This is a genomic window from Nocardioides sp. S5, assembly GCF_017310035.1.
In the GTDB taxonomy this organism is placed as follows: domain Bacteria; phylum Actinomycetota; class Actinomycetes; order Propionibacteriales; family Nocardioidaceae; genus Nocardioides.
On sequence record NZ_CP022296.1, the window covers coordinates 4,546,458 to 4,558,233 of the forward strand.

Annotated in this window: 12 protein-coding genes; 3 read left to right on the forward strand and 9 right to left on the reverse strand. The window is 71.5% G+C overall.

Features of this window, described 5'->3' with window-relative positions; genetic code table 11:
• Positions 1–25: 25 nt before the first annotated feature.
• On the forward strand, positions 26–577 hold the full coding sequence (locus CFI00_RS22395; protein ID WP_207083140.1) for a protein-L-isoaspartate carboxylmethyltransferase: 552 nt from the start codon (positions 26–28) through the stop codon (positions 575–577).
• Here CFI00_RS22395 and CFI00_RS22400 read toward each other — a convergent pair.
• Genes CFI00_RS22400 through CFI00_RS22410 form a run of 3 tightly spaced genes read right to left on the reverse strand, consistent with a single transcriptional unit; the run spans position 553 to position 2,815 of the window.
• Positions 553–1,659: a heparan-alpha-glucosaminide N-acetyltransferase domain-containing protein gene (locus CFI00_RS22400; protein WP_207083141.1), complete on the reverse strand. Its 1,107-nt coding sequence runs from the start codon at positions 1,657–1,659 to the stop codon at positions 553–555. The two genes, CFI00_RS22395 and CFI00_RS22400, sit on opposite strands and share 25 nt — an antisense overlap.
• A gap of 55 nt (positions 1,660–1,714) precedes the next feature.
• The gene (locus tag CFI00_RS22405; protein ID WP_207083142.1) at positions 1,715–2,098 is read right to left on the reverse strand and encodes an MmcQ/YjbR family DNA-binding protein; all 384 of its coding nucleotides are present in this window, start codon (positions 2,096–2,098) and stop codon (positions 1,715–1,717) included.
• Positions 2,099–2,134: 36 nt separating this feature from the next.
• Positions 2,135–2,815, reverse strand: a complete 681-nt coding sequence (locus tag CFI00_RS22410) for a helix-turn-helix domain-containing protein (RefSeq protein WP_207083143.1) — start codon at positions 2,813–2,815, stop codon at positions 2,135–2,137.
• A gap of 114 nt (positions 2,816–2,929) precedes the next feature.
• On the opposite strand from CFI00_RS22410, the gene CFI00_RS22415 reads away from it, so the two are divergent.
• On the forward strand, positions 2,930–4,330 hold the full coding sequence (locus CFI00_RS22415; protein WP_207083144.1) for an FAD-binding oxidoreductase: 1,401 nt from the start codon (positions 2,930–2,932) through the stop codon (positions 4,328–4,330).
• Positions 4,331–4,441: 111 nt separating this feature from the next.
• A complete protein-coding gene (locus tag CFI00_RS22420) occupies positions 4,442–4,780 on the forward strand; it encodes a hypothetical protein (protein WP_207083145.1) in 339 nt (112 codons plus the stop codon).
• On the opposite strand, the gene CFI00_RS22425 is transcribed toward CFI00_RS22420, so the two are convergent.
• From CFI00_RS22425 to CFI00_RS22450, 6 genes are all read right to left on the reverse strand, one after another.
• The gene (locus CFI00_RS22425) at positions 4,764–4,934 is read right to left on the reverse strand and encodes a hypothetical protein (protein ID WP_207083146.1); all 171 of its coding nucleotides are present in this window, start codon (positions 4,932–4,934) and stop codon (positions 4,764–4,766) included. The two genes, CFI00_RS22420 and CFI00_RS22425, sit on opposite strands and share 17 nt — an antisense overlap.
• A 296-nt stretch (positions 4,935–5,230) precedes the next feature.
• Positions 5,231–6,418: an IS481 family transposase gene (locus CFI00_RS22430; protein WP_207083147.1), complete on the reverse strand. Its 1,188-nt coding sequence runs from the start codon at positions 6,416–6,418 to the stop codon at positions 5,231–5,233.
• 111 nt (positions 6,419–6,529) lie between these two features.
• Positions 6,530–7,690, reverse strand: coding sequence for an acyl-CoA dehydrogenase family protein (locus CFI00_RS22435; RefSeq protein ID WP_207083148.1), 1,161 nt, complete (start codon positions 7,688–7,690; stop codon positions 6,530–6,532).
• Positions 7,687–9,642: a biotin carboxylase N-terminal domain-containing protein gene (locus CFI00_RS22440; RefSeq protein ID WP_207083149.1), complete on the reverse strand. Its 1,956-nt coding sequence runs from the start codon at positions 9,640–9,642 to the stop codon at positions 7,687–7,689. Before CFI00_RS22440 ends, CFI00_RS22435 begins: the two co-directional genes overlap by 4 nt.
• Positions 9,639–11,297, reverse strand: a complete 1,659-nt coding sequence (locus CFI00_RS22445) for an acyl-CoA carboxylase subunit beta (RefSeq protein WP_207083150.1) — start codon at positions 11,295–11,297, stop codon at positions 9,639–9,641. Before CFI00_RS22445 ends, CFI00_RS22440 begins: the two co-directional genes overlap by 4 nt.
• The gene (locus tag CFI00_RS22450; RefSeq protein ID WP_207083151.1) at positions 11,294–11,764 is read right to left on the reverse strand and encodes an SRPBCC family protein; all 471 of its coding nucleotides are present in this window, start codon (positions 11,762–11,764) and stop codon (positions 11,294–11,296) included. The genes CFI00_RS22445 and CFI00_RS22450 overlap by 4 nt, the downstream gene beginning before the upstream one ends.
• Positions 11,765–11,776: the final 12 nt, after the last annotated feature.

Genomic DNA, 11,776 nt, shown 5'->3' on the forward strand with positions numbered 1-11,776 from the left:
GAGCTCCCGGTGGTGGACTGGCCGGGTGGACCCGGTCGACGCAGCCTTCGACGCGACCCCGCGGCGGGACTTCCTCCCCCGCGGGGTGCGGCGTCGGGCGGCGTACGACGGTCCCCTGTCGATCGCGGCCGGGCAGACCAACTCGCAGCCCCGCACGGTCGACGACATGCTGCGCCTGCTCGACGTACGTCCGGGGCAGCGGGTGCTCGACGTCGGGTCCGGGTCGGGCTGGACGACGGCGCTGCTCGCGCACCTCGTCGGGCCGACCGGGTCGGTGCTCGGGGTGGAGCTCGAGCCGGAGCTGGTCGCCTTCGGCGGGCACAACCTCGCGGCCACCGATCGGCCGTGGGCGAGCATCCGGCACGCGACGCCCGGCGTGCTGGGCGACCCCGGCGGGGCGCCGTACGACCGGATCCTGGTCTCTGCCGAGCCCGACGAGCTCCCCCAGGTGCTCGTCGACCAGCTCGCCGACGACGGGGTGCTGGTGATCCCGGTGGCGGGCACGATGCTGCGCGTCACCAACCCGGGCGCCGTGGTGGGCGAGCACGGTCGCTACCGCTTCGTGCCGCTGCGCTGAGCCAGGCGGACCGGCAGCCCGGCCACCGCCTCCAGCGGTCCGCGCCGACCCGCGATCCGGAGCGCGGCGCCGAGCGTGAGGAGCACCGCGACGTGGGTGGCGTACGCCGACGCGTCCTCCTCCGGCCACACCCGCGGCGTACGCATCACGACGTGGAGGCTGTAGAGGGTGAGGGTCGCGGCGCCGGCTCCGAGGACGACGCCGACCGCGGCCGTCGCAGCGCGGGGCAGGAGGCGCTCGAGCAGCAGGCAGGCGGCGATGACGAGCACGCTGCTTCCGATGGTCTGCGCCAGGTCGAACGGTGTCGCCGAGTGCGGGGCGACGACGAACAGCCACGACCAGTCGCCGTCGGCCGGGGTGACGCCGAACATGCCGGTCTCGTTCTCGGACGCGATCGCCGGGTCGACGAGGGCGCGCGAGATGCGTGTGGCGAGCACCGCGGTGCCGAGGCCGCCGAGGGCGAGCGCGCCGAGCAGGCGCGTGTCGCGCAGGTCGAGGCGGCCGAGGGCGAGGCCGGCGAGGAGGTAGGCCAGCCAGGGCAGGACCGGGTAGTAGCCGGTGAGGAGCAGCTCGCTCGCCAGCTGGCCCGGGTCGGCCAGCTGCGCGAACGTCGGGTTCTCGTAGCCGCGCTCGGGCAGGTACGGGCGGACGACGTGCGAGACCACGGGGGCGAGGACCACCCACGCGACGGTCAGTGGCACCAGCGTCCGCGCCCGGAGGAAGGTGAACGGGATGCCGAGGACGAACAGGACGCCGTAGTAGGTGAGGATCACCGCGATGCCGCTGTCGAGGCCGCCGAGTGCCAGGCCCAGCAGCGCGACGAGCACCGCGCGGCCGAGGATGCCGAGGGTGCGGAGGGCCTGCGGACGCCCCCGCAGCGGCTTGCGCGTCATCAGCGCGAGGCTCACCCCGGCGAGCACCGCGAAGAGCGCCGAGGCGCGGCCCCCGGCCAGCCACTGCGCGGTCGCGAGCTCGCCATCGGGGGTGCGGGCGTCGAGCACGTGGGTGGCGACCATGCCGAGGAGGGCGAGGCACCGGGCGACGTCGAGCCCGACGAGGCGGCCCTGGCGCGTCGCGGTCATGCGCCCATCCTGCCGGGGACCCCGCAAGGCGCCCCTCCCGCGCGTCGTGCCGCCCTCAGTCGCCGGGGCGCTCGACCTGCGCGGCGAGGTGCGCCGGCACCTGGAGGCAGTAGGAGTCGGTGAGCAGCTCGGCGAGCTCGTCCCAGTCGATCCCGGCCTCGTCGTCGAGGACCATCCCGATCACGTTGCCACCCCAGCCGGAGCGGAAGTAGGGGTGACCCATGTGCTCGAACGCCGCGACCTCGTCGGGCTCGCCGCGGAAGGTGATCCGGAAGACCTGGTCCTCGCCGCCGAAGACATGGGCCACCGTCGCGCCCCCGACCCGCCAGCGCGTGCCGGTCCACGCCGCCTCCTGCGCGCACCGCGGCAGCGCCCCGAGCACGGCGTCGATGCGCAGCACCCACCCCTTGGGAACCAGGGGTCGGTCAGCGAGGGCCACGGGGACAGCCTGCCACCGCGGTCGGACACCGTGCCCTCAGACCGCCTCCGTCTCGGGCAACGGCACCGACGCGAAGGTGCTGCGCGTGAACCACGTCGGCAGAGCGCGTACGAGCGGGCGCGGACCCGTCACGGCCAGGTCGCCCGCCCGCACCGCGCCGAGCAGGTCACGTCGCCCCATCCAGTAGTCGATCATCGTCTCGACGTGGCCGGCCACCTCCACGTCGACGTCGTGGCCCGGGTCGGTCAGGCACAGGTCGACCGACGGCGAGTCCAGCACCAGCCAGAAGTGACTCTTGCGGTCGCTGGACCCGCGAAGGTGGAAGTGCACGACGACGCGCCGCTCGGGCAGCGTGTCGACGTCGACGTTGCGGTGGATGTCCCACATCAGCAGCGAGGCGTCGTAGTGCTTGGCGATGACGTCGCCGCGCGCCCAGCGCTGGCCCCAGACGCCCATCGACTCGATCACCGGTCGCAGCTCCCGGCCCGCGGCGGTCAGGTGGTACTCACCGCCGACGTGATCGACCACCCCGACGCGCTCGAGGGTCTTGAGCCGCTTGGACAGCAGTGCCGGTGACATGAGCGGGACCCCGCGACGGAGGTCGTTGAAGCGCGTGCTGCCGCACATGAGCTCGCGGACCACGAGCGGCGTCCACCTCTCGGTGAGCACCTCCGAGGCCATCGCGACCGGGCAGAACTGACCGTAGGTGGTTGCCATCTCCCGACGGTAGGACCGCTACGGGATCTGTACCAGTACAGGATCGATACTCGCGCGTCCCTCGTCGGCGGCCGGACGCTGGGCGGGCAGCACCCACCCACGAGGGAGACACCCATGACCACGCTCGACATCCCCGCCACCGACACCGACGCGCTGGCCGGCGACTTCGCCGGACAGCTCATCACCGCCACCCATCCGGCGTACGACGACCAGCGCCGCATCTGGAACGGCGAGATCGACCGCCGTCCGGCCGTGCTCGCCCAGTGCGAGGGAGCGAGCGACGTGTCCGCCGCGCTGCGGTGGGCCCGCGCCCACGACCTGCCCGTCGCCGTGCGCGGGGGCGGCCACGGCATCGCCGGCCACTCGCTCGTCGACGACGGCGTCGTCGTCGACCTGTCCGGGATGCGGGGCACGGTGGTGGACCCGCTGGCGCGCACCGTGTCGGCGCAGGGTGGCGCGCTCAACGCCCACGTCGACCGGGAGAGCCAGGCCTTCGGGCTCGCGATGACGAGCGGCTACATCAGCCACACCGGCATCGGCGGGCTGACGCTCGGCGGCGGCATCGGCCACCTGATGCGCAGGACGGGCCTCGCGATCGACGCCCTGCGCTCCTGCCAGGTCGTCACTGCCGACGGATCGATCGTGCACGCGTCGGAGACCGAGAACGCCGACCTGTTCTGGGGCCTGCGTGGCGGCGGTGGCAACTTCGGCGTGGTCACCGACTTCACGTTCGACCTCCAGCCGCTGGGCCCCACGATCCTCGCCGGGCTCGTCGCCTGGCCCGCCGACGAGGCACCGACGGTGCTGGCGTTCCTGCGCGACTTCATCGCCGACGCGCCCGACGAGGTCGGGCTGATGGCCAACCTCCGGCTGGCACCGGCGCTCCCGCTGTTCCCCGAGCACCTGCACGGCCGGCCGATCATCGGCCTCGTGGCGACGTACGCCGGCGACGTCGATGAGGGCGAGCGGGTGCTCGCGCCGGTGCGGGCGCTCGGCCACCCGGTGCTCGACACGATCGCACCGAAGGCCTACGCGGCACACCAGAAGTTCCTCGACCCGGCGGTGCCGCACGGGCGGCACTACTACTGGAAGTCGCACCGCCTCGGTCCGCTCACCGACGACATCATCGACACGATCTGCGAGCACCTCGCGACCATCAGCAGCCCGCTCTCGACGGTGCCGATCTTCAGCTTCGGCGGCGCGGTGAGCCGGGTGCCCGACGACGCCACCGCGTTCCCCCACCGCGACGCCAGCCACGACATCAACATCGTCGCGTCCTGGCTTCCGGAGGAGGCCGGCGACGCCGACCGCCATCGCGCGTGGGTGCGGGGATTCTTCGACGCCCTCGCCCCGCACAGCCGCGGCGTCTACGTGAACTTCACCAGCGACGACGCCCAGACCCGCGTGCAGGAGGCCTACAGCCCCGCGCAGTGGTCGCGGCTGCGGACGATCAAGACGACGTGGGACCCCGACAACGTCTTCCGGGGGAACGCCAACATCCCGCCGCTGGCGTGAGGGCTGTCGGACCGCGCGCCGACACCCGTCGCCGTGCCCGGTGCTGCGTCATCCGAACCCGCACGCATGAGTTCCGATCCGTATGACGCAGAGCGGGGCTAGGGTCGCGCCATGAAGTGGGTGGCGCTGCTCCTCGTGGCGGTCGCGAGCCTCGGCTTCGCCGCCGACCGGGCGTTCTCCCCGGACCGCCCGTACGACGACTGCTCGGGTGCCTTCACCCCTGGCGGTCTCGTCGACGAGACAGACCCCGGCGCTGCGACCGCGGACGCCGCCGTGGCGGGTCTCCTCGAGAATGCCGACCACTGGACGTCGGAGTCGTCGCGCACCTACGCCGACGTGGTCACCTTCACGACGTACGACGCCGACGGACGGCCCCTCGTGGTCGTCGAGGCCGAGCACCGCATGCCGAAGGGCTGGTTCGTCGGCCGGACCACTACCTGCGACGACTGACCCAGCTGCTGACCGCAGCGACCGCCGGCAGGAGCACGCACACCACCGCCACCGTCGCCGCACCGTGCACGGAGGTGACGAGCGAGACCACCACGGCAACCAGGGCGACGGTCACGAGCAGCGCCGGCACCACGACCACCCCGGCCAGGAACACCGGCCAGCGCGGCGCCCGCGAGGGGCGTACGCCGAGTGCCGCGACCGTCAGCGCCAGAGCAGCTCCGGAGGCCCAGAGCCACCAGGCGGTCCGCCAGCGCTCGGGATCCTCGAGCGTCCCGCACGGGGCGACGTTGCAGGAGCCACCCCCGAGAGATCACGCCACGGATCCTGCCACCGCAGCGCCATACGAACCCGTACTCATGGGTGCAGGTTCGTATGACGCAGGGGACCCAGTGTGATGTCGCAAGACATCACGGACACCCGAACCCACGGAAACGTGGGTTCGGGTGTTCTTCATTTCGGGGTTCTGCGTTGGTAGTCGTGGTCGGGGTCGATGGTGAGCTCGCGGAGGAGTTCGCCGGTGATGGCGTTGATGACGCGCACCTGTAGGTCCTGGATGAGCAGGATGACGTGGGTTCGGGTGTGGGTTCGTCCGACGCCGATGTGGCGCAGTTGGCCGGCGATGCGCAGGGTGACGGTGCCGGACTTGTCGACGATGTCGTGTCGGATGCGGTCGTGGGTGTCGGTGTCGCGGCTGGGGCCGGGGACGGCTTTGGGGATGGCGTCGTAGAGCGCTGCGGGGGTGGCCTTGTGTGGTAGCGAGCGGTGGGGCCGGGTGGTGTTGTACTCGCGGCGGAACCGGTCCAGCAGGGCCTGTAGCTCGTCGATGGTGGCGGGCTGTGCGGGTTGGGCGCGTAGCCAGTTCTTCATCGTCTGCTGGAACCTCTCCACTTTCCCGCAGGTGGTGGGGTGGTTGGGCCGGGAGTTCTTCTGGATGACGTGCCAGTCGCGGAGCTGGTGCTCGAATCCGTTGCGGCCGCCGCGGTGTCCGATGCTGGCCAGGCGGACGGTGTAGACCATGCCGTTGTCGGTCAGCGTGGATGCGGGGATGCCGTGCTGACCTGCGGCTTTGCGGAAGGTGGCCGTCACGATCGTGGTGGTGATCGCCCGGTGGGCGGTCACGTGGAGTGCGTAGCGGGTGCAGTCGTCGAGCCAGGTGATGATCTCGACACCTTTGGGGAACGTCGCGGTGTCGGTGAGGGGGTAGTGGGTGAAGTCGGACTGCCAGCACTCGTTGGGCATCGCGGCCTGGAACCGGATGTAGGACGACCGGGGTCGTTTCCTCGGTTCGGGGGTGACGGCGCCGTGGCGGGTCAGGATGCGGTGGATCGTGGCACGTGAGAGCTGTACGTCGTGGTGCTGGGCCAGGTGCCAGGCGATGGTGTCGGCGCCGGCGTCGTGGCCGGCCTCGAGGAGTTGTTTGCGCAGGGTGAGGACCAGGTCGACAGTCGCGGGCGGGGTGGCTCGCGGTGAGGTCTTCGGGGCCTTGGAGCGGGGTTCGAAGGCGGCCTCGCCCTCGTCTCGGTAACGGGCCAGCAGTTCGTAGAGCCAGGAACGGGACACCCCGTACGCGGCGGTGACCTCGTCGACTGTTCTTTTCTCGACCACGACAGCGGTGATGACCAGGCGTGCCTTCGACATGGCTGAGCATCAGCGCGGTGTCGCGTATGTCTTGAGACATCTGTCCGGGATGTCGTGAGACAGGTGTCCGGGATGTCCTGAGCCAGCACAACGCAGGGGACCCAGCGGGGCTCAGTAGGACTTCGGCAGCCCCAGCGAGTGCATCGCGACGAAGTTCAGGATCATCTCCCGGCTGACCGGCGCGATCCGGCCCGCGCGCGCGGCGACGAGCAGCCCGGCCATGCCGTACTCCTGCGTGATGCCGTTGCCACCATGGGTCTGCACCGCGGCGTCGACCGCGTGCACCGCTGCCTCGGCGGCGGCGTACTTAGCCATGTTCGCCGCCTCGCCGGCCGCCATGTCGTCGCCGGCGTCGACCAGCGCGGACGCCTTCTGGGTCATCAGCCGGGCCAGCTCGTTCTCGATGTGCGCCATGGCGAGCGGGTGGGCGATCGCCTGGTGCGAGCCGATCGGCGCCTTGAAGACCGTGCGCTCCTTGGCGTACGCCGACGCCTTCTCGAGGGCGTGGCGCGCCAGCCCGGTCGAGAAGGAGGCCGCCATGATCCGCTCGGGGTTGAGGCCCGCGAAGAGCTGCACCAGTCCGCCGTCCTCGTCGCCGACGAGCGCGTCGGCGGGGAGGCGGACGTCGTCGATGAAGACCTGGAACTGCTTCTCCGGGCTGACGATCTCCATCGGGATCGCGGTGAACTCGAAGCCCGCGGAGCCAGTCGGCACCACGAAGAGGCACGGCTTGAGCCTGCCGGTCCGCTCGTCCTCAGCACGGGCGACGACCAGGACGTTCTCGGCCTCGTCGACACCGGAGATGTAGATCTTCTGGCCCTTGAGCACCCACTCGTCGCCGTCGCGGCACGCGGTGGTCGTGATGTTGTGGGAGTTCGTGCCGGCGTCGGGCTCGGTGATGGCGAAGGCCATGGTGGCGGTGCCGTCGCAGATGCCGGGCAGCCAGCGCTGCTTCTGCTCCGGCGTGCCGTAGCGCGCGATGACGGTGCCGCAGATCGCCGGGCTGACGACCATCATCAGCAGCGGGCAGCCCTGCGCGGCGAGCTCCTCGCAGACCGCGGCCACGTCGCCGATCCCGCCGCCCCCGCCGCCGTACTCCTCCGGGATGTTGACCCCGAGGTAGCCCGCCTTGGCGATCTCCATCCACAGCTCGGTGGTCTTCTCGCCCGAGCGGGCGCGCTGGACGAACCAGTCGCGGCCGTAGCCCTTCGCGAGCTTGGCGACCTGGCGCCGCAGCTCCTGGCGCTCCTCGGTCTCGGTGAAGGTGGTCATGCGTGCTCCTCGGGTTGTTCGGTGGCCACGACTGCCAGGACTTCCCCGGACGCGACCTGCGCACCGGGCTCGACGTTGATCTCGGCGACCGTGCCGTCGTGCGGCGCGGTCACCGTGTGCTGCATCTTCATGGCCTCCAGGACGAGCACGGCGTCGCCCGCGGAGACGGTCGCGCCGACCTCGGCGACGACCTTCACGACCGTGCCCGGCATCGGCGCGAGCAGGGAACCGCTCGCCACCGCGTCTGCCGGGTCGGTGAAGCGCGGGACCTCGCGCAGCCGGACGGACCCAACGGCGCCGTCGACCCAGACCTCACGCGTGCCGGTGCGCTGGTCGACGTCGATGAGTCCGTCCCACCGCCCGGTGACGCCGTCGACCTCGAGCCTCACCCGGGTCGGCGAGACCTCGAGGACCGCCACGCCCTGGACGTCGAAGCCGTCGCGGGTCCCCCACCACTCGACGGGGTCGTGGCCCTCGAAGGTGGTGCGCTGCGGCTGGCTGACGACGTTGCGCCAGGCGGCCGGGACGCCCTGCTGGACCGTACGCCGCTCCGCGTCGGCCGCGGCCAGCATCAGGGCCCCCGCCACGAGGTTCGCGCGGTCCCTAGGGGTTGAGTCTGCAGGAGACTCAGCGGAAATCGGACGTGACTCCAGCCAGGTGGTCGTCATGTCCCCGGCGACGAAGACCGGGTCGCTGAGGATCGCGACGAGCTGGTCGCGGTTGGTCGTGACCCCGTGGATGCGAGCGCGGCGCAGGGCTGCGACGAGCATCCGGACTGCCTGCTCGCGCGTCGGCGCCCACGCCATCACCTTGGCCAGCATCGCGTCGTAGAAGGTGGAGACCTCGTCCCCCGACGCGAACCCGCTGTCGACCCGCACGCCCGCACCCGAGAGCGGTCCGAACTCGACGTCCGACGGCAGGTCGAAGGTGACCAGCGCACCGCTCTGCGGCGTGTACGTCGCGTCCTCGGCGTAGAGGCGTACCTCGACCGCGTGCCCCTTCGCCGGCATCCGCTGGACGTCGGGGACCTGCCCCTCGGCGACGGCGAGCTGGAGCTCGACGAGGTCGACCTCCTGCACGAGCTCGGTGACCGGGTGCTCGACCTGGAGACGGGTGTTCATCTCGAGGAAGAACCAACGGTCGGCAGCGGGGTCGTAGAGGAACTCCACCGTCCCGGCGCCGCGGTAACCGATGTCGGCGGCCAGCCGCTCGGCCGCCTCGCACATGGCCGCCTCGGTGGCGGCGGGAAGCCCCGGGGCGGGGGCCTCCTCGACCACCTTCTGGTGGCGCCGCTGGACCGAGCAGTCACGGGTGCCGAGGGCGACGGCGCGGTCCGCTGTCGCGACGACCTGCACCTCGACGTGGCGGCCGGCCTCGACGTACGGCTCCACGAAGACGGTGCCGTCGCCGAAGGCCGACTCGGCCTCGGCGCGCGCGGCCTCGATCTCCGCCTCGAGCCGGTCGAGGGTGCGTACGACCCGCATCCCGCGGCCTCCGCCGCCGGCCGACGCCTTGACGAGCAGGGGCAGGTCGGCCTCGGTCGGGTCGGACGGCGCGGCGAGCACGGGGACGCCGGCCTTCTCGGCGATCTCCTTGGCGCGGACCTTGTCGCCCATCGCCTCGATCGCCTCCGGCGGCGGGCCGACCCAGGTGAGACCGGCAGCGAGGACCGCGCGGGCGAGGTCGGCGTTCTCGGACAGGAAACCGTAGCCGGGGTGGACCGCATCGGCGCCCGAGCGCTGCGCGGCCTCCACGACCAGGTCGATGCGGAGGTAGGTGTCCGCGGGTGCGTTGCCCGGGAGGCGTACGGCGTGGTCGGCCTCGGCGACGTAGGGCAGCGAGGCGTCCGCGTCGGAGTGGACGGCGACGGTCTCGATGCCGAGCCGCCGGCAGGTGGCGAAGACCCGGCGGGCGATCTCGCCCCGGTTGGCGACGAGGAGACGTTGGATCACGGGCGGAACACCCCGAATCGGTCGGCGCCCCGGATCGGCGCATGGGCGATGACGCTGAGGCAGATGGCGAGCACGGTGCGGGTGTCGCGCGGGTCGATGACGCCGTCGTCGTAGAGCATCCCGGAGAGGAAGTAGGGCAGGGACTGCTCCTCGACCGAGGCCTCGACGTAGTCCTTGACGCCCTTGAAGCCCTCGGCGTCGAAGACCTCGCCCTTGGACTCCGCGGACTGCTGGGCGACGATCTCGAGGACGCCGGCGAGCTGGGCCGGGCCCATGACGGCGGACTTCGCGCTGGGCCAGGTGAAGAGGAAGCGCGGGTCGAAGGCGCGGCCGTTCATGCCGTAGTTGCCGGCGCCGTAGGACGCGCCCATGATCACGCTCAGGTGCGGCACGGTGGAGTTGGAGACCGCGTTGATCATCATCGCGCCGTGCTTGATGATGCCGCCCTGCTCGTAGTCCTTGCCGACCATGTAGCCGGTCGTGTTGTGCAGGAACAGCAGCGGCGTGTGCGAGGAGTTGGCGAGCTGGATGAACTGCGTCGCCTTCTGCGCCTCCTCGGAGAACAGCACGCCCTGCGCGTTGGCCAGGATGCCGATCGGCTGACCGTGGAGCTCGGCCCAGCCGGTGACGAGCGAGGTGCCGTAGAGCGGCTTGAACTCGTCGAAGGGCCGGCCGTTGTGCTCGCTCGTGCCGTCGACGATCCGCACGATGACCTCGCGGGGGTCGAACGGCTCCTTGAGGTCGGTCGGGATGAGGTCGAGGAGGCCCTCGGGGTCGGCGTCGGGCTCGGCGAAGGCGGCGGCCCGGCCATGTGGCGTTCCCCGGGTACCCGGGGAACGTCGAGGTTCCCCCCCGAAGTTTCGGGGGTGAGGCTCCAGATTCCCCGGGTACCCGGGGATCGCGACACGGCGCCGGTTGAGCCGGGCCACGATCCGTCGCCCGATCCGGATCGCGTCGTGCTCGTCCTCGGCGAGGTAGTCGGCGAGCCCGGACACGCGGGCGTGCATCTCCGCACCACCGAGCGACTCGTCGTCGGACTCCTCGCCGGTGGCCATCTTCACCAGCGGCGGGCCGCCGAGGAACACCTTGGCCCCACCGCGCACGAAGACGGTGTAGTCGCTCATGCCGGGGACGTACGCCCCACCGGCGGTCGAGTTGCCGAAGACGAGCGCGATCGTGGGCTGGCGTCGCGCCGAGGCGCGGGTCAGGTCGCGGAAGAGCTTGCCGCCGGGGATGAAGATCTCCTTCTGCGTCGGCAGGTCCGCACCGCCGGACTCGACCAGCGAGATCGTCGGGAGGTCGTTCTCCTCGGCGATCTGCGAGGCCCGGAAGATCTTCTTCACCGTCCAGGGGTTGCTGGCGCCGCCCTTCACGGTGGGGTCGTTGGCGCTGATCATGCACTCCACGCCCTCGACCACGCCGATGCCGGTGACCACGGAGGCGCCGACGGTGAAGTCCGAGCCCCACCCGGCGAGCGGCGAGAGCTCGAGGAACGCCGATCCGGGGTCGAGCAGCAGCTCGATCCGCTCGCGCGCGGTGAGCTTGCCGCGGGCGTGGTGGCGGTCGACGTACTTCTCTCCCCCACCGGCGACGGCGACCGCGTGCTGGGCGTCGAGGTCGGTGAGCTTCTCGAGCATGGCCTCGCGGTTGCTCATGCCTCCACCACGGCCTTCATCCGCTCCAGCGTCGTGCGCATCCCCTTGCGGTTGGTGCGTCCGCGCAGCGCGCCGAGGAGGGTCCAGTAGACGCGCGTGAACAGCGACGGCTCCATCCGGAAGTACTCCGTGACGAGGGTGCCGCCGTCCTTCGGCTCGAGCCGGTAGCCCCAGTTGTTGACCGTCACCGCGTCGGTGCCGACGGAGAACTCGAAGACCTTCTCGGGCTCGCACGCCGTGACGCGGCACGGCGACCAGTACGTCGGTCCCACGCCGTTGCGCTTCACGTGACCGGCGAAGTAGGCACCCACCTCGGGGCCGGTGGAGCCGCGGGTCCACTTGGCCTCGAACGTCTCGGGGCTGAACTCCCCGATCCGCGTGACGTCGCTGACGAGGTCCCAGACCTCGGCGGGCGGGGCGTCCATCCAGACCGACACCTCATCGCCCAGGGACGGCAACAGCTTCATCGTGTTCCTCTC

Bases quoted from the DNA above. Each gene is read 5' to 3' on its own strand.
- CFI00_RS22445 (WP_207083150.1), bottom strand. From the start codon at position 11,297: ATGAGCAACCGCGAGGCCATGCTCGAGAAGCTCACCGACCTCGACGCC.
- CFI00_RS22430 (WP_207083147.1), bottom strand. From the start codon at position 6,418: ATGTCGAAGGCACGCCTGGTCATCACCGCTGTCGTGGTCGAGAAAAGA.
- CFI00_RS22410 (WP_207083143.1), bottom strand. From the start codon at position 2,815: ATGGCAACCACCTACGGTCAGTTCTGCCCGGTCGCGATGGCCTCGGAG.
- CFI00_RS22450 (WP_207083151.1), bottom strand. From the start codon at position 11,764: ATGAAGCTGTTGCCGTCCCTGGGCGATGAGGTGTCGGTCTGGATGGAC.
- CFI00_RS22400 (WP_207083141.1), bottom strand. From the start codon at position 1,659: ATGACCGCGACGCGCCAGGGCCGCCTCGTCGGGCTCGACGTCGCCCGG.
- CFI00_RS22420 (WP_207083145.1), top strand. From the start codon at position 4,442: ATGAAGTGGGTGGCGCTGCTCCTCGTGGCGGTCGCGAGCCTCGGCTTC.
- CFI00_RS22415 (WP_207083144.1), top strand. From the start codon at position 2,930: ATGACCACGCTCGACATCCCCGCCACCGACACCGACGCGCTGGCCGGC.
- CFI00_RS22435 (WP_207083148.1), bottom strand. From the start codon at position 7,690: ATGACCACCTTCACCGAGACCGAGGAGCGCCAGGAGCTGCGGCGCCAG.